Below are 17,345 nucleotides of genomic sequence, written 5' to 3'. Positions count from 1 at the left end.
CGTTATCCAACAACCACCTTAGCCGAAAAAACCGGGTTGCGAGCCTCCATTGCTCGCGAACAGGTCTGGGGTTTCTTCCTGAGGTTTGTTTTCTGCCTGTTGAGCAGGGGCTTCTGCCTGTTCTGCTGCCGGCTCGTTGATGTTGATTTCGGTGCCGAGTTCGTTTTCGATCGTAGAAAGGAGCTGCTGGAACTTGCTCTGGGCTTCGGCGATTTCGTTGCCCTGGTTCTGGACCTGTCCGTTGAGGTTGTCGATGATGTCGTTCTTTTCGGCGACCTGTCCGTTGAGGCAATCGATGATGTTGTTCTTTTCGTCCATCTGGCCGTTCAGAGAATCAATGATGCCATTCTTTTCGGCGATCTGACCGTTAAGGCTGTCGATGATACCGTTCTTTTCGGCGACCTGTCCATTGAGGCTGTCGATGATGCCGTTCTTTTCAGCAACTTGACCGTTGAGGGCGTCAATGATACCGTTCTTCTCGCTGATCTGGCCGTTCAGGGAATCGATAATGCCATTCTTTTCGTTAATTTGTCCGTTCAAAGAATTGATGGCGTTGTCCTTTTCGGCGACCTGACTGTTAAGGCTGTCGATGATGCCGTTCTTCTCGGCAACTTGGCCGTTGAGGGCGTCAATGATACCGTTCTTCTCGTTGACTTGGGCATTCAAGTTGTCGATAATGCCGTTCTTCTCGTTGATAGCTTCGTCCTGGGCGGCGGCCTGGTTGGCTCTTGCATTGAGGGCGGCTTCGTAGTCGGCGATCTTTGCGTTGGCGGAATCCAGCAGGTTTTTCTGGTCTTCTGCCTGGGCGTTTTTGCTTTCGAGAAGCTGCTTGAGTTTGGCGTTTTCTTCACGCAGGGCGCGTACTGTTCCAAGGACGCTTTCAACCTTCTGCGACAACAAGTTCATGTTTTCGAAATTCATTATTTCTCCATATTTGGCGGGGTGCGAAACTTACTATGTAAGATATATAAAATTTTCTTGTAACTAGAGTGTGATAAAATGTAAAATGACCTTTGTATTATAGATTTTTTGAATCCTAATTGAGAAAAGGGAATTGCTTATTTTTATTGGGGCGCGACAATATAAAAAATTAAATAGATTTGAAAATGCATGATTCCAGTAAGTGAACACATTGAGCGGCGACTGGCGGAACTCCCTCTGCTGCCTGGGGTGTACATCATGAAGAACGCCCAGGGGAAGATTATTTATATAGGGAAGGCAAAGGTCCTGAAGAACCGCGTGTCGAGCTACTTTGACGGCAGCGACCATGCCGGGCACCGCGCGGCGACGCTCATGCTCCCGTATATCCGCGACATCGAGTGGATTATCACGGAGAGCGAAACCGAAGCGCTCATCCTGGAAGCAAATCTCATCCGAAAGCATACGCCTAAGTACAACGTATTGCTCAAGGACGACAAGCATTTTCCGTATCTCGCGTTCTCTGTGAACGAGCCGTTCCCGAGGCTGTTTCTGAGCCGCTCGGTCAAGAAGGATGGCTGCCTGTATTACGGGCCTTATATGAGTTCGCGCGTGATCCGCCAGCTGCAAGACATTGCGGCTCGCCTTTTTCAGATTCGCGAATGCAAACTGAAGTTGCCTCTCAATCGGCCGGTGCGTCCTTGCCTCAATTATCACATTGGGCGTTGTGGCGCTCCGTGTGCGGGGCTTGTGACGCGTGAAGAGTACCAAAAGAAAGTTGCGCAGACGCAGATGCTTCTGGGCGGCAAGCGCGATGACCTGATTCAACTTTGGGAACGCGAAATGCTCGAGGCGAGCGAACGCATGGATTTTGAGACGGCGGCGAAAAAGCGCGATGCGATTCAGGCGCTCAAGGCGACGAGTGCGCACCAGAAAACGGACGTGTCCGATGCGAGCCTCTGTGTGGATGTACTTTCGCTCAAGCGGAACGGCACAATGGCTGCCGCCGTGATTTTCGAGTACCGTAATGGAGTGCTTTGCGGGCGCCGCCACTACCGTTTGGAATGCAAGCTCGAAGATGACGAGACTGAAATTTTCCGCCAGATGGTCGTGCAATGGTACATGGATGTGGAATTTATTCCGGGCGAAATTGCGACGGATGTGCCACTCCCGACGGACATGGCGGAGCGCGAGTCTATTGAGCAGGCGCTTGCATCCAAGACGACGCACAAGGTCGTGCTCACGAATCCGCAGCGCGGTGAAAAGCTCGGGTTCTTGAAACTGGCTTCGGCGAATGCCGACATGATTCTCGTGGAAATGCGCGCCGAAGTGCAAAAGTACAGCGAAATCGACAGTAGCGTTTTTGAACTGCAAAAAGTTCTCGGACTCAAAAAGACTCCGTTCCGCATCGAGTGTGTGGATATTTCTCATTTGTCTGGTACGAACACGGTCGCAAGCCTTGTGGCATTCAAGAACGGTCGCCCCGACAAGAGCAATTACCGTAAGTTTATCATCAAGACTGTAACAGGTGTCGATGACTTTGCGAGCATGCGCGAAGTGATGACGCGCCGTATCCGCCGTCTGGAAGAAGAAGGAATCCCGATGCCCGACTTGTGGGTGTGCGATGGCGGTAAAGGTCAGGTCGATGCCACGATGCAGATTTTAAAGGAGCTTGGTCACGATAAGGACTTGCCGCTGATTGGGCTTGCGAAGCGTTTGGAAGAAATCGTGTTCCCTGATGACCGCAAAAGTATTGTGCTGCACCGTACAAGTCCCGCGCTAAAGCTCTTGCAAAACGCGCGCGACGAGGCGCACCGATTTGCCATTACGTACCAGCGCAGCAAACGCAAGAAGGATCTTGAAGTCGAATGGCTCAAGATGCCAGGCGTTGGACATGAAACCCGCATCAAGATTCTGAGCAAGTACAAAAGCGCCGAAGCGTTTATGGACGCTCCGCTCGAAGACATCATCGATTTGCTCGGCAAAGTCCGAGGCACAAAGCTCCGCGAACAGGTCGCCGAATACTGCGCTTCCGGTGATTCCGTTGAAGATGCTGACGCTGCTGAATAATCGTAATTGAAAATTTTGTATAAATTGCTTCTCCGTCTTCCTGACGCCGTAGGCGGAAGGATCCAGAGATTATTTGTCTTTATTAATTGATGAAGCGCAAAGAGTAGATAAATAAAGATCAGTTAAATTCGTCGTGAGAATAAAAGCGTCGGCCAAGGATGGGGAGGGTGCAGGGAGGGGCCCGTGCGGCCTTCGCAACTCTGAGCTGGGGCACCGCCCGCATAATGTTTTTTATTAAGGTTTAAAGGGCTTTAGCCCTTGTGTGTAAACATTTCTAAATGTAAAAATTTCTTAATCCGATTTAAGAAATCATCAAGACTTTTTTTACTAAGTCGCAAAATTATTTTTAAAAGGAATAATCTATATTAGGTTTTGAATTTTCAATTAAAGGGGGCCCCGCGAAGGCCCTATTCTAAGAGGACTCAAATGATTGGATTGAAATCGATTGCTAGAACGGCCTTGGTGCTTTCGGCAACTGGCGCACTTTTTGGGTGCGGTAGCTCATCGCAAGACGAGCTTGCCAGCGGTTCCTTGCCGCGTCAGGAAACGCTCTACTTGTCTGGGCAGCAGAATGATGCTCCTGGTACGTTCAACCCCCTTGCAGAAAGCTGGATGACAACCTGGCCTGTGAGTGGTCGTTTCAACTTGATGTATGAACCGCTTCTCACCTACAACTCCTTGACCGGTGAGATCGAATCCCTCCTTGGCTCGCTCGTGAGCAAGAACAACGACTCTATCGTCGTTGACTTGAACCCGGCCGCAAAGTGGAGCGATGGTGAAAAGGTCTCTTCTCGTGACGTGAAGTTCATCTACACGATGGGTTCCATCAACACTAGCGAACAGATTTCCGCAATCCACGTCGATACCGTTAAATCCGAACCGGCAGGTGCGGTGGAACGCATTGCTTTCCTTATCAACAAGAAGCAGCGCAACAACCCGCTTTCTGTGATGGACTTGTTGCAGGCCATCCGTATCGTTCCGGCTCACGTGTTTGAACCGCTTATCGAAAAGCTTGGCTCCAAGGACGAAGTCAAGAAGCTTCCGATGGACCAGAACCCGGTCGTTTCCGGCCCGTACGCTCTCCGCAGCGCCGACCCGAACAAGATTATTCTTGAACGCCGTGACGACTACTGGGGCAATGCCGCTCTCCACAATGGTCAGCTCCCTGCTCCGAAGTATATCGTTCACCCGATTTACAAGAACAACGAACATAACACCATCGCCATGCGTAGCGGCAACCTCGACGCTTCCCAGAGCTACATCCCGCGTATCAACCGCAAGGCTGGCGCTGGCGTACATACCTGGCTCAACGAACCGCCTTACTTCTTGCCGGGCGCAATGCCGATGCTCATCATCAACACGATGAAGGAACCGCTTAACGACAAGCGCTTCCGCCGTGCTCTTGCAACCGCTATTGACTACATGGCTCTCCGCAAGTTCGCTGTGTCCGACTACACGGACCAGATCAAGCCGGGCCTCATCATGCCGACCAATCTTGAAGGCAAGTACATCAGCGATGAAGACCTCGCTAAGTATGGTGTCAAGCTCACCATCACGGACGAAAAGGAACGCGTCGAAACGGTGAAGCAGATGCTTTCTGAAGCTGGCTACAAGTCTGTCTGGAATAGCGACGGTACGCTTGACCATATGGAAAATGCCAAGGGCGAAAAGATCCCGACGATGTACATCACAAGCCCGAACGGCTGGACCGACTGGGAAGCTATGGTGACCATCGCTGTCGAAGGTATGCGCAAGGCTGGTATCGATATTCGTGAAGGCTTCGTGGATGGCGGTTCTTACTGGCCGGCCATGGGTCTCGGTAACTTCGACCTCATCATGCACAAGCCTGTTGCTGACGTGACTCCGTCTCTTCCGTGGAGCCGCTTCAACGAAATCATGGCAAGCCGCGACTGGCAGCCGCTTGGCGCCTGGGCTGGCGTGAACATCGGCCGTTACAACCAGCCGGGTACCGAAGGTTTCCGTCCGGAAGTCGACAAGCTCCTCAATGCTATTCCGCTCATGAAGAATGCTGATTCTATCGCAACTGCTTACCGCGAACTCAACAAGATCTTCATGGAAGACCAGCCGTCCATTCCGCTGGTTTACTTGCCGGAACAGTTCTATGAATTCAGCGACCGCGTCTGGACGAACTGGCCGACCGCTGCAAACCCGTATGCTCCTGCTCAGCTTCCGTGGGTGGCCTCGGGTACCAAGACCCTTTGGAATTTGAAGCTTGCTAAATAAAGGATAAAGGACTACCAATGCTTAAACAATATCCTATGCTACGTTATGTCCTGCAGAAGGCGTTCTGGTACTTGCTGACCTTCGTCTGCGCAGTGGCACTCAACTTTGCGTTGCCGCGTCTCGGCGACAACAACCCGGTTGACATCATCATGGGTCAAGCCGGTAAGGGCCTTTCTCCGACTGAAGCTCAGAAGAAGAAGGCTGAACTTCTCGTCTCCTTCGGTATGGCCGAAGTGGACGAAAATGGTAATGTTATCTATGAACCGGAAACTGATGCAAACGGCAATGTCGTGATGCAGAAGGTCCCGCAGCTCGACGAAAACGGCAATCCGGTCGTGAACGTTGTCAAGGTCGTTGACGAAGCCGGCAATCCGGTGATGGTCGAACGCCAGAAGCTCGATGAAGCTGGCAACCCGGTCTTTGTTGAAAAGTCTTCTGTCGCACAAAAGGGCAAGAAGGCTAAAAAGGCCAAGAAGGTGAAGAAGGCCAAGAAGGGTGCAAAGGTCGCCAAGGCCGCTGCTGATAAAGTTCCTGTCATGGAAAAGGTTCAGGCCGAACGCATCGATACCGTCATGGTCGATCAGCCGGTCATGAAGACCGATCCGAAGCTTGCTTCCGCTGTTTCCCAGTTCTTCCGCTATGTGGGCAACGTGTTCCACGGCGATCTCGGCCTCTCTTACCAGAACAACGAACCGGTGACGAACGTTATCAAGAAGTCTCTCCCGTGGACGCTCGCTATCCAGGCCCCGACGATTCTTCTCGGCTGGATCGTGGGTAACCTTCTCGGTGCCTTCGCTGCATACAAGCGCGGCATTTTCGACAAGGTATTCTTCCCGTGCGCCATGTTCTTAAACGGTGTGCCGTTCTTCGTGTTCGGTATGCTCCTCGTGGCATTCTTCTCCATCACGCTTGGCTGGTTCCCGGCTATGGGCGCTTACAGCCCGGATATTCCGGAACTTACGTTCAGCTGGTCCTGCTTCAAGAGCGTCAGCTGGTACTATGTACTCCCGTTCTTCTCTGTGTTCCCGATTCTTCTCTCTGGTCAGGCAACGGGTATGCGTTCCATGTCCATTTACGAACTCGGTACAGACTACATGAAGTATGCTAAGTGGCTCGGCCTCCGCGAAGGTAAGATTATTAGCTATGTGTTCCGCAACGCTATGCTCCCGCAGCTCACTGGCCTTGCCCAGAGCCTCGGTGCCATGGTGGGTGGCGCTCTCATTACCGAAATGATCTTCTCTTATCCGGGTCTCGGTATGGCAATGCTCAATGCCATTCAGAAGAACGACTACGCAACGATCCAGGGTTGCACCTTGATGATTTCTACTTGCGTTCTCGTTGCAAACTTTGCAGTTGACGTTTTGATCGCTGTCTTTGACCCGCGTGTCAAGGCCGGTCTCCAGATGGGAGGTAAGTAATCATGGGTAAGCTTTTAAGAAACCTTCTCAAGTCCCCGATGTTCGTGATTGGCGTGTCCATCTTCGTGCTCACGCTCCTCATCGCCATCTTTGGACCTCTTTTCTACAACGTAGACACTCACGCTCGTGACATCGTCGCTGGCCCGTATGCAGGTTCTAGCTCTGCCCACTGGCTCGGCACCGACCACCTTGGCCGTGACTATGTGTCTCTCTTGATTGCCGGTCTCCGTAGCTCCCTCTACGTGGGCTTTGTTGCTGGTATCATTGCTACGACGATTGGTGTGCTTATCGGTTTGTTCGGCGGTTTCCGCGGTGGCTGGGTTGATGAAGTGCTCAACATGCTCACCAACATCTTCATCGTGATTCCGCAGTTCGTGATTCTCGTTCTTATCAGCTCTGCTGTTAAGGATGGCCGTTCCCTCACCTTGATCGGTCTCATCATCGGTCTTACTGCTTGGAGCTGGTCTGCCCGTGCCGTTCGTGCCCAGGCTTCTTCTCTCCGTAGCCGTGACCACATCGCCCTTGCCCGTATCAACGGTGCATCGACTCTCACGATTGTGATCAAGCATGTGCTTCCGTACTTGCTCTCGTACGTGTTCATGGTGTTCATCATGCAGGTGTCTTCCGGTATCCTTTCCGAAGCCTCCATCTCCATGATCGGTCTTGGCCCTGTCGATTCCACCAGCCTCGGCATCATCTTGAACCAGGCTAAGGACAACGGTGCTCTCTCCGACTCCATCTGGATTGCATTCATCCCGGCAACGATCGTCGTTACCCTCACGGTGTTTGCTCTGTACCTGATTAACACTTCTATGGAAGGCGTCTTCAACCCGCGTCTGCGCAAGTAAGAGGTAAAAAATGTCTGATAATGTTTTTGAAGTTGACCACTTGGGTCTTTATTACCTCGGCCGTTTTGGAGACAAGACTCACGCTGTTACAGACGTGTCCTTCTCCATGAAGCAGGGGGAAATTCTCGGTATCGCCGGTGAATCGGGTTGCGGTAAGTCCACGCTCGTTTCTGGCCTTATGGGTATGTGCATTCCGCCGCTTTATCCGGAAACGGGTGACGTTCGCGTCAAGAGCGGTGACCACATGGAATCCCTCATGAACCGTTCTATCGAAGACGTCCGTGCAAACGTCCTCGCTCAGAAGGTCTCCATGATTCCGCAGGGCGCATTCAACGCTCTGAACCCGGTCCGCAAGATCAAGGATATCGCAGCCGACGTGATCGCTGCTCACCAGCAGCCCGGCAAGGCCATCGACATGAAGGAAGTCTACGACCGCCTTTGTGAACGTTTTGACTTGTTCGGCATGGACACGAAGCGCGTGTTGAACTCCTATCCGATCCAGCTTACCGCAGGTGAACGCCAGCGTTCCGTGATCGGTATCTCCACGCTTTTGAACCCGCAGATGGTGATTGCTGACGAACCGACTTCTGCTTTGGACGTTTCCACGCAGAAGGAAGTGATCAAGATGATTTTCGATCTCTTGGACAAGGGCATCTTCTCCACGATGATCTTCATTACCCACGAACTTCCGCTCCTCTACCACGTGGCAGACAACATCGCCATTATGTATGCAGGCGAAATCGTGGAAAAGGGTACTGCAGAACAGGTCGTCAAGGATCCGCGTCATCCGTATACGCAGGCCTTGATGGGCGCTATGCTCAGTACCGAGGCAAGCCAGCGTGGCCGCCATCCGGTGGCTATCGAAGGTGCTCCTCCTAGCCTCAAGAACAAGATTGTGGGCTGCCGCTTCGCTCCGCGTTGCAGCAAGGCATGCCCGGACTGCAAGAAGAATACCCAGAATCTCCGCATTGTCGGCGATCGTGACGTGAGGTGCGATTATGCAAAGTGATAAGCCCATTGTTTTTTCTGCCAAGCGCATCAGCAAGGACTTTGGTGCCGGCAAGAACCTGAAGACTGCTGTTAAGGACGTTTCTTTCGACATCTATGACGAAGAATTCATCTCCATCGTGGGTGGTTCTGGATGCGGCAAGTCCGTGCTTGCAAAGATCATGCTCGGCCTTTACCAGCCGACTCGCGGTCAGTTCCTCTATCGCGACAAGCCGATCAAGAACCTGAAGGACCACTGGAACGAAGTTCAGTCCGTTTTCCAGGACCCGTTCGGCTGCTTTAACCAGTTCTTCACCATCAGAAGCCAGCTCGAAGACGCTCTCAACATCTTGAAGGACAAGCCCTCCAAGGAAGAAGTCCGTCGCCGCGTTGACGAAGGTCTCATGGCTGTGAACGTGACTCCGGCAGATATCGAAGGCAAGTATCCGTTCGAACTTTCCGGCGGTCAGATGCAGCGTATGCTTCTCGCCCGTATCTTCGCGCTCCGTCCGAAGGTCCTTATTGCTGACGAAGCTACCTCCATGGTGGACGCCTGCGTCCGTGCAAACATCCTCGATTACCTCCGCAAGTTGAAAGACGAGCTGAAGATGACCGTGGTGTTCGTGACTCACGATATCGGCCTTGCTAACTACGTTTCTGACCGTATCTTCATCATGCACGACGGTAAGATCGTGAACCAGGGTACTCCTGCTGAAGTGCTCGACAACACGAACGAACCGCACACGCTCCGCTTGCTCGATGATATCCCGGAAGTCCACAAGACTGAATGGATCAAGAACAGCCATCGTTCTAAGAAGTAATCGCTATTGTCACCCCGGATTTATTCCGGGGTCACCTTTTGTGCAATTCGAAAAGCCGCAGCTTAAATGCTGCGGCTTTTCTGTATTAAAAATGAATGAAAAATGCTGAAAATAAAGCTTGCGCTGGACTTGATCTTTTTGAGATGAAATTTGAATTTCTTTTGTTGATGATACGTTTGTAAATGTTGTATGTTTTTTATGAAGCAAACTAATTCTTCTTTATTAGTATTAATTTGAACTAAAATAATAATAATGTAATAATAAAATAAGTAAAAATAGCTAGAAATCATAACAAAGTATCATGTTATTTTATTAACATTTATTTTGTGATACGTTTGTATCATAAAATAGGAGTAAAACATGAATAAAAAAATGCTGACAATAACAGCAGTGGCGGCTCTTGTTGGAGGAACCGCTTCTTATGCAGCAACTTCTGATGACGTTCAGTCTACAGATAAAGAATGGGTCGATGAATCCGCACCGGCTACTTCTCGAATGAGCAATAGCGTTAAGAAGTTCGTTGAAAACCAGAAGAGCAATGCTCAGAAGCGTAAGGTCTCCGTGAAGTCTGACGTTTTGGGCCGTCGTGGCGGTGCTCAGAAGGGTTCTCTGGACTACGCAATCAAGGATTCTGACGTTCAGAAGATGAAGGTCGTCATTAACGATGTCAAGACGAATGATATTCCGTTGCCGACTGTTAGTGGACGTTATGAATTCAACCCGAATACGAATCAGAAGGCTTACTGGCTGAATGGTACCAAGGTTAGCGAATCAGAGTATCTTTCGAAGGCTGAAAAGCGCGAGAAGAAGTACAATGATTCCAAGAAGACTTTTGTTTCGCCGCGTACAGCGTACTTGACGGCTAGCGAAATTGAAAAGGAACTTGCAAGCAGCGAAACCAAGTACATCACTGAATATAAGGAAGTTGAACCAAACCTTTCTTATGGTTCTCAGGATTACAGAGATTATTCGTATATCCTTCAGAAGTCTGGTGTCACCAGTTATGCACATAACAATGGCGTCAAGGGCCAGGGCGTCGGTGTCTATTATAACGAAGGTGGCTGCCCTCCGCTTAGCTACGTGAATACAAGCTATTATACGCGCTTGGGTACTTGCCCGGGTTATGCTACGCATGTTATTGGCGTTACGAGGGTCTTGCAGACTACCGCTCCTGAGGCTATGATCTATGGTATCGATGGCGTGAATTATCCGACGAATGTGAGCAGCTACGCCCAGCCGATCATGATTGGCTCTCAGTCCTGGAGCTTTGTCTTGGATGATAATGGCTATACTTCACATGATGCCGTTATGGACAACTACATTTATACGAACCGAGTTGTAGAATTTGTCGCTGCTGGCAATGGCGGCAGACAAAGCTATATTGGTTCTCCGAGTAGAGCGCTGAACGCCATTTCTGTTGGTGCAGTCTCTCCGGTTGACAATATGTATGTCTCGTATTCGTCTTCCAAGAACTCGATTGCTCTGAATGACAAGCCTGAAGTGGCCAACTACACGAGCTTCCGCTTCCCGGGCGATGCTTCTTATACCGTTTCTGGTAAGACGTATAACGGCACCTTCAATGGTACAAGTGCTGCAACGCCGTTTATGGCGGGCATGACTGCCAACATGCTTTCTCAGCACCACTTCCTGTGGTGGCATCCGGAAGTTGTCAAGGCTCTCTTGATCGCTGGCAGCAAGTCCGTTGAAAATCCGGATTATGATGTTGATGGCTCAAGCCGCTTCTTGGCTGGCATTCCGCATTATTCCAGCTTCACCTGGTCTGATGCATATCGCTGGCGCTTCTGGCAGGGCGAAAACAACAGCAATTTCGATTCGAATAAAGAAATTGTCTTCACGGAATACAGCATCCAGAAGGGCAAGCGTTACCGCCTCGCTATTTCTTGGCTGACTTCTGGTGAATATGCCTTGGCAAACAAGAATGTGGCCCAGGACATCGACTTGAGCGTCTGGCAGAATGGTACTCGTATCAAGAATTCTGCATCGGCCAAGAACCCGTACGAACTTGTTGACTTCGTGGCTCCGGAAGCAGGTTCTATTGAAGTCCGCATCAAGCGTTTTGCTAACCGTTCTACAAGCGAAAAGGTCATTCTCGGCTACGCTTTCGTGAAGGTTGACTAAGCTTGTTCTCTTTTCGTTTCGAACAGCGATAAAACCCAAAAGGCCCGGCGATTTTTTCGTCGGGTTTTTTGTGCTTAATTATATATATTCATTCTATGATCTTTCGTTCTTTTCGTTTAGGCTTTTGGGGGAACACTGCGCTGGTGCTCCTGTTGCTTGCGCTGTTGCAGTCGCCTGTTTTTGCAGCCGGACTTGTGAAGCAAAGTATTGACACGACCGATGCCATGCTGACGCTGTCAAATTTCGATCGCGGTTTTTATGTGCCGCAGGTGTTGCATATAAAGCCTTCAGGTGGTAAGCCGATTGAAAAACCTTATGGCAAATTGTTGCATTTGAGAGCCGAGATTTCGGAATTCAGCAGTCGCGCGTGGCTTGGGATTGATACGGCTGGCGGCAAGAAGGATACGACTTGGGGCAAGAGCCAGGATCTCACGGAAGATGCCTTGAACGTGTTGCAACAGACGTTTGACAACATCCGCAAGAATGGTGGCCACGTCATTGTGCGAATTTGCTATGACCCGTGGTACAATGGCCGCAGCAATGTTGCGCCGGAACACAAGTGGGTGTTGCGTCATGTGGAACAACTTGCGCCTGTGTTATCGAAGAATACGGACGTGATTGTGGCTCTCGAAATGGGTATGCACGGCGCTTATGGCGAAATGCATTCCGACACAAGCATTACCTACGATCGCGTTGCCGAAGCGGCGAACTTGATGCTACGCAGCACACCTCCCGAACTCAAGATCCTCACGCGAACGGGGAATTATTCGGCGAAAGTGCTCGGCTTTGATAACTGGGGCGTGGATTTCCACATCGACGGCGAAAAGTTTGCAGAGGTTGCGAAAGCTAAGGGCGACACGATGTACCGTGTTGGAATGTTCAATGACGGCTACTTGGGAACGCAATACGATTACGGCACCTGGGGTGCAGACTGTAAGACTTCCATCTGCCGCGAAGAAGGTGTCGCCTGGCTTGAAAAGTACGGCATCAACACGCCTTATGGCGGCGAGGCTTTGACGACGGCGAGCGGCTATCAGGTCATCAATACGCCGGAGTTCCTCGCGTATGAGGGTTTCCGTACGCATACGAGCTATTTGAATATTCAGTGGAACAACAACCTGATTGACAGCTGGAAAAAGACTCCGTTCAAGCAGAATGACTTTGATTACGACCCGTCGCGTGTCGATTCGCTTTCAGGCTTCAAGTTCATTGACGATCACCTGGGCTACCGCTTTGTGCTGCGTGAATCGTGGCTCTCAGATTCGGTTATGAGCGATGGGATGCTCCGTGCGAAAATTCGCGTCCAGAATGTTGGCTTTGGCAACTTGACGCGAAAGATGAAGGCTTCGCTTCATGTTTCTGGCATGGCGAATTTCGGCTTGCTGGATACGTTGGGGATTCTTTCGTACGATATACCTCTTTCGGATTCTATCGATTTCATGAAGGTCCATAGTCGAAAAATTGAAATCAAGGGAGCCGATACGGTGATGACATTTGATGGGAACAACGAGATTTCTGTAGAGGCGAAAGTCGGCTGCCATTCGGACTGGTCTGGAGTCCACATGAATGTTGGATTAAAAGTTTGTAGTGAAACGAATCCCAAAGATTGCATCCGGTTTGCAAATAAAGATTGCTATGATGATAATGGCTTTATTTTTGTGGACGGCGAGTCTTGTTTAGATAAGGACAAACTGCATGTCGGAAGTTTTGTCATGGGTGACTGCGAACGGACTTCTATTCGGCAAGCTCGTTTTTCAGGCGGCAGTGTTTCCCGAACGCGTAATGCCCCCATTGTCCAGCGGCTTCGCAATAGCGCTGTTGTTCGTGACGGCGAACTCTTTTACAACCTGAATGGTTCTCGTCGTTCTTCAAAAAAGTAAGGCTCAACTTCATAAGGCGAGTGTGTTCCAAGGCGACGCCGCAGTTGTGCTTGCGCAAATATGGCTGAGCCGTTTAGCAAGACGCGTCAATGTCATGGCAACGGTCATCCTCCGCTAGGAGGATCCATACAGTTCTAACTTGTTTCTATGATGTATGGATTGGCTTAAGCTTATTGACTGATTAATAAAAAAAACTCCAGCCAACGGCTGGAGTTTTTCACATTCTTGTTAGCGGGCGAAACCCGCCTGGTTGCTTACTTGTTGGTCCAGCGCACGGAAGCCTTCTGGCTGCCCTGGCGGACGATCAGCGTGTAGGAACCGTTCGGGAGACCTTTGAGGTCGATGGCGTGGTTGCCCTTGCCATAGACATCGGACATCTGCTTTACGCTTGCGCCGAGAGCGTCATAAATATCCACCTTTACGATGCCAGTGTTCTTGGTCGTAAAGTGGAGCATCGAACCGTTCATGCTGGCCTGGAGGCTGTTTGCGACCTTGCGGACTGGCTTGACAGCGATCGAAGGATTGATGAACTCTTGGTATTCCTGCATGTTGACTGCCGAAGCGCTATCGCCGATGATGATGGTGATTCTTCTGTTGAGTTCTGCGTAAGTGTCGGTTTCCGGAGCCTTGGCGGTGACGACGATGATTGCGTTGGATGCGCCGGCGACGAATCCTGTGCCCTGCTTGGTGATGTATTCCGAAGTCGGCTTGCCATTGTAAGTGTAGGTAATCGGAGCCTTGCCGGTGAGGGTTGCATCTGGGAGGCCTTCGGTAGCGACAGCGCCGATTGCGACTTTCTGGTTCTTGAACGAATTCGAGATGCGGGCGTCACCCTTCTTGTATTCGATTTCGAAGGTGTCCTGCATTGCGCGGAATCCAGGAATTGCGGCTGCTGTAGCGACGACTTTTGCTTTTCCGAAATTCTTGAAGTGGAGCATCCAGACCTTCTCGTTCTTCTGGGAATTGGAGCAGTTCTTGTTGGTGCATGTGGTCTTGCTGACATCAACAATTGTCGGATCGAGAGACGTGATTGTGAACTTGGAACCTTCGCTTGTCTTGTCATCCATTGTGAGGATATAGTCGTTGGTTCCGTCGCCGTCGAAGTCGAGCGTTCTGCCGGTCGTTGTTCCAGACACGCAGGGGCCTGAGAATGTACAGGTGACGTCCTCAAGGTTCGGAATGGTTTGACCTGCAACCTGGGAGATCGTTACGACGGACTGGGAGCCGTCATTGCCAGTCAAAATGGAAAAACCGTAATCGCTGATGACGAGGTCGCTTCCAGAAACGGATACGACTTTTTCGTTGCTGGATGTATATGTACAGCCAGACTTGAGAACTCCAGAAATCTTGCCGTCGGTCTGCTTGGCTGTTGTTGCTTTGAAGGAGCAGCTGCCGCTCTTGCCCTTGACGAGAGAGTCAGCCCAAGCGCGGGCGTTCTTGGTGAGGTAGCTTTTAACAATGTTGCCAGAAGTGGTGAGTGTTGCTGCGTCAAGATCTGCTGCCTTCACGAGAGCCTTGTTGCCTGCGAAAATTGCGGACTTTTCGCTCTTTTCGTCAACGTGGCTGGTCTGCTGGCGAAGGCTCCAGTTGCAGTTCGGAATGTTGTTCTGGTCCATGAAGCTTGTCCAGGCGCTTGTTGCGCTGGAGTTCGGATCGCCGTTACCATCGGCGTTGGTCGTGCCCCATTCACTGATGAATACTGGATAGCCGGCGTTGAGAGCACTAGTTACGTTTCCGCCGTAGCTGCCCTGAGAGTGGGTTGCCGCGTAGAAGTGCAAGACGTATGCGATATTTGTAGAAGATATCGGATCTCTTGCACCCTGTTCCGGATGCTGAGACCAGTTCGGTGTACCGACAATGATCAGGTTCTGCGTATTGGCACGGATTGCGGGGCAGATTGTACTTGCATAGCTCTTGACTGCGCCCCAGTCACCACCACTGCCATTGACCGGTTCGTTGTAGATTTCGTAAATGACGTTCGGAACGTCTTTATACTTTTCAGAGACAGTCTTGAAGAACTCTTTGGCTAAGGAGGTTTCCTGGTGGGCTCTGTGGCTGTGCCAGTCGATGATGATGTAGACGTCGTTTTCGATAGCTGCCTGAACCATGCGGTCGATCATAGACAACTGTCCAGAAGGATTTTCCTTGTAGGATGATCCTGCATCGACCTTGTTCTTTGTGCCGCCATCGCTATCGTAGTATTCGATACCCATAGCATAACGGAATACGTCGATCTTAAAATTGTCAACGACCCACGAAATGACGGTAGGGTTATAGTAGGAGTCGCCAGTTGCATCGGACCAGAAAAGGCTGACGCCGCGGAGCATCGCCTGTTGGTTGTTCTTTGCGCCGACGATCTTGTTTCCGCTTGTGTGGAGGGCGCCATAATAAGAAACTGGGCCGACTTTCTTTGGTGTTGCTGTTGCGGCTCCGGCAGCGAATGCAGATACTGCTGCGCATGCCAAGAAGCCTGTCAGGAGCTTTGTCAATTTCATGAGTGTTTTCCTTTTGTTTTGACAAAAATTATCTAATTAAACTGAAGATAGTAAACATTTTAGCCTAATTTTTTGTTTACCATTGTAACACAAGGCTTTTTACGTCCTCTTCAGTTTTTACACCGTCACCCTGTTTATTCTGCCATTCCCGCTTGTGAGATGGAACGACAACTTATTAAATGTAATGTAGCTTTCTGCGCGCCAGAATGAAATAGCTGAATCGTAATAAAAAAGTTGCGTTTGTTTTTATGTGATGAAATATACAGAAGTTTTTTGTAATAAAAGTTGTATGTACTTTGACAGCGTCTAATGTGTTATATTAGAAAAGAAATGGTGGTTTGTTGACGACTATGTAAATTTTTTTTTCAAAGGGCTGTAGGTATGGCATTTTGAAAGAAAATAAAATATATTGTTGTCCAAATCACCCATTTTGGGTAAAACAGTTAAAAAAAGAGAGAGAATTATGAATAAGAAACTCACAATTGCATCGGCTCTTGTTGTTGCATCTGCTTCTTTTGCAGCACTTGATGACGGTATTTTCCAGCTTTGGCTTGGTGAAGAAGGCAATCCCCAGGTTCACACGGGTCTTGACAATGGCTCCGAAACTTCTGGTTACTGGTGGGCCTATAATGATAAGGCTGACGGCGGTAAGTCTGAAGTTCAGTGGCCGGTAAACCCGGGTAACGATTACGACAAGACTGCTCTTGACCCGATTATCGAACACTGCTCGGGCGTTTGCGGTACTGCAGTCCTCGACAAGGGTGACTTGAGCTATCAGCCGTTCGTTGGTATCGGCTTCAACATTGCTGGCCAGGAAGGTGGTGATGGTGATCCAACATCGGCTGACGCAACTTCTTGGGGCGGTCTTTGCATTTCTTATACTTCTGAAGCAAATCCGAATCTCGAACTCGGCCTCGGTTCCTTCGATGCTGACATCGGTTACGCAAACCCGTTTGCAGGTCTCTCCAAGGCTTCTTCTATCCAGGTGAAGTCTCTCGCTTGGTCTGACTTTAAGATGCCGTCCTGGTACAAGGAAGCTACAAAGATCACCGGTCCGGAAGCTGCAAAGCGTCTCGTCGCTGTGAAGTTCAAGATCCAGACTTCTGATGGTAGCTACAAGTTCAACATCGCTGCAGTTGGCCCGTACACTGCAACTTGCCCGAGCACCAGCATCAAGGCTGTTCGTAGCGCATCCTCTGCAAAGGCAATCCTTTCTGGCCGTTCTCTCTCCATCGCTGGCATCAAGTCTGCTGCCACTGCTGAAGTCTTGAACCTCCAGGGTCAGGTTGTTGCTAAGGGTTCTGTCGACGCTTCCTCTTCTCTCAACCTCGCTTCTCTCGATGCAGGTGTCTACATGGTTCGCGTTGCTGGCAAGTCCGTCAACTTCACCAACAAGATCGTGTTGAAGTAATTTAGGATTCGCAAGAATTTCAGAAAAGGGTCGCGCAAGCGGCCCTTTTCGTTTTGCCTAAAATTGTTTTTGCTCACAGGTAAAATTCATTTTTACTTTCATTTTTTCGCTAAT

The 17,345-nt window shown here is 50.2% G+C and carries 11 protein-coding genes; 9 read left to right on the top strand and 2 right to left on the bottom strand.

Annotated features, from left to right (window positions below; translation table 11 throughout):
* Positions 1-18: 18 nt before the first annotated feature.
* Complete coding sequence (locus ACJMM9_RS03685) at positions 19-921, bottom strand: glycosyl transferase family 2 (protein WP_405323959.1); 903 nt, start codon at positions 919-921, stop codon at positions 19-21.
* A gap of 189 nt (positions 922-1,110) precedes the next feature.
* Here ACJMM9_RS03685 and uvrC point away from each other — a divergent pair, with 189 nt between their 5' ends.
* From uvrC to ACJMM9_RS03645, 8 genes are all read left to right on the top strand, one after another.
* A complete protein-coding gene (gene uvrC, locus ACJMM9_RS03680) occupies positions 1,111-2,988 on the top strand; it encodes an excinuclease ABC subunit UvrC (RefSeq protein WP_405323957.1) in 1,878 nt (625 codons plus the stop codon).
* Between the two features lie 426 nt (positions 2,989-3,414).
* A complete protein-coding gene (locus ACJMM9_RS03675) occupies positions 3,415-5,232 on the top strand; it encodes an ABC transporter substrate-binding protein (protein ID WP_405323955.1) in 1,818 nt (605 codons plus the stop codon).
* A 17-nt stretch (positions 5,233-5,249) separates the two neighbouring features.
* Positions 5,250-6,650 (top strand): ABC transporter permease, encoded by a 1,401-nt coding sequence (locus tag ACJMM9_RS03670; protein WP_405323953.1) that lies wholly within the window; start codon positions 5,250-5,252, stop codon positions 6,648-6,650.
* 2 nt (positions 6,651-6,652) lie between these two features.
* Positions 6,653-7,498, top strand: coding sequence for an ABC transporter permease (locus ACJMM9_RS03665; RefSeq protein ID WP_072829891.1), 846 nt, complete (start codon positions 6,653-6,655; stop codon positions 7,496-7,498).
* Positions 7,499-7,508: 10 nt separating this feature from the next.
* Entirely contained in the window at positions 7,509-8,507 is a 999-nt protein-coding gene (locus ACJMM9_RS03660; RefSeq protein ID WP_088640987.1) for an ABC transporter ATP-binding protein, read from the top strand.
* Positions 8,497-9,306 carry an ABC transporter ATP-binding protein gene (locus tag ACJMM9_RS03655; protein WP_072829887.1) on the top strand — a complete coding sequence of 270 codons (810 nt, stop codon included), beginning with the start codon at positions 8,497-8,499 and terminating at the stop codon, positions 9,304-9,306. The genes ACJMM9_RS03660 and ACJMM9_RS03655 overlap by 11 nt, the downstream gene beginning before the upstream one ends.
* Positions 9,307-9,666: 360 nt before the next feature.
* Positions 9,667-11,445 (top strand): S8 family serine peptidase, encoded by a 1,779-nt coding sequence (locus ACJMM9_RS03650; protein WP_405323951.1) that lies wholly within the window; start codon positions 9,667-9,669, stop codon positions 11,443-11,445.
* A 143-nt stretch (positions 11,446-11,588) separates the two neighbouring features.
* Positions 11,589-13,325, top strand: a complete 1,737-nt coding sequence (locus tag ACJMM9_RS03645; protein WP_405323949.1) for a DUF4832 domain-containing protein — start codon at positions 11,589-11,591, stop codon at positions 13,323-13,325.
* Positions 13,326-13,579: 254 nt separating this feature from the next.
* Here the strand turns inward: ACJMM9_RS03645 and ACJMM9_RS03640 are convergent, their stop codons facing one another.
* The gene (locus ACJMM9_RS03640; RefSeq protein ID WP_405323947.1) at positions 13,580-15,820 is read right to left on the bottom strand and encodes a cellulase family glycosylhydrolase; all 2,241 of its coding nucleotides are present in this window, start codon (positions 15,818-15,820) and stop codon (positions 13,580-13,582) included.
* 463 nt (positions 15,821-16,283) lie between these two features.
* Between ACJMM9_RS03640 and ACJMM9_RS03635 the strand changes: the two genes are divergently transcribed.
* Complete coding sequence (locus ACJMM9_RS03635; protein ID WP_405323945.1) at positions 16,284-17,231, top strand: T9SS type A sorting domain-containing protein; 948 nt, start codon at positions 16,284-16,286, stop codon at positions 17,229-17,231.
* Positions 17,232-17,345 lie beyond the last annotated feature (114 nt).

Origin of the sequence: Fibrobacter sp. (assembly GCF_045112255.1) — a bacterium.
Taxonomy (GTDB): domain Bacteria; phylum Fibrobacterota; class Fibrobacteria; order Fibrobacterales; family Fibrobacteraceae; genus Fibrobacter.
The sequence above is the reverse complement of the archived record's forward strand: the minus strand, read 5'-3'. Positions and strand labels throughout refer to the sequence as shown.

Excerpts from the sequence above, each read along its gene's own strand:
- ACJMM9_RS03685 (WP_405323959.1), bottom strand. The coding sequence starts at position 921 with ATGAATTTCGAAAACATGAACTTGTTGTCGCAGAAGGTTGAAAGCGTC.
- uvrC (WP_405323957.1), top strand. The coding sequence starts at position 1,111 with ATGATTCCAGTAAGTGAACACATTGAGCGGCGACTGGCGGAACTCCCT.
- ACJMM9_RS03675 (WP_405323955.1), top strand. The coding sequence starts at position 3,415 with ATGATTGGATTGAAATCGATTGCTAGAACGGCCTTGGTGCTTTCGGCA.
- ACJMM9_RS03670 (WP_405323953.1), top strand. The coding sequence starts at position 5,250 with ATGCTTAAACAATATCCTATGCTACGTTATGTCCTGCAGAAGGCGTTC.
- ACJMM9_RS03665 (WP_072829891.1), top strand. The coding sequence starts at position 6,653 with ATGGGTAAGCTTTTAAGAAACCTTCTCAAGTCCCCGATGTTCGTGATT.
- ACJMM9_RS03660 (WP_088640987.1), top strand. The coding sequence starts at position 7,509 with ATGTCTGATAATGTTTTTGAAGTTGACCACTTGGGTCTTTATTACCTC.
- ACJMM9_RS03655 (WP_072829887.1), top strand. The coding sequence starts at position 8,497 with ATGCAAAGTGATAAGCCCATTGTTTTTTCTGCCAAGCGCATCAGCAAG.
- ACJMM9_RS03650 (WP_405323951.1), top strand. The coding sequence starts at position 9,667 with ATGAATAAAAAAATGCTGACAATAACAGCAGTGGCGGCTCTTGTTGGA.
- ACJMM9_RS03640 (WP_405323947.1), bottom strand. The coding sequence starts at position 15,820 with ATGAAATTGACAAAGCTCCTGACAGGCTTCTTGGCATGCGCAGCAGTA.
- ACJMM9_RS03635 (WP_405323945.1), top strand. The coding sequence starts at position 16,284 with ATGAATAAGAAACTCACAATTGCATCGGCTCTTGTTGTTGCATCTGCT.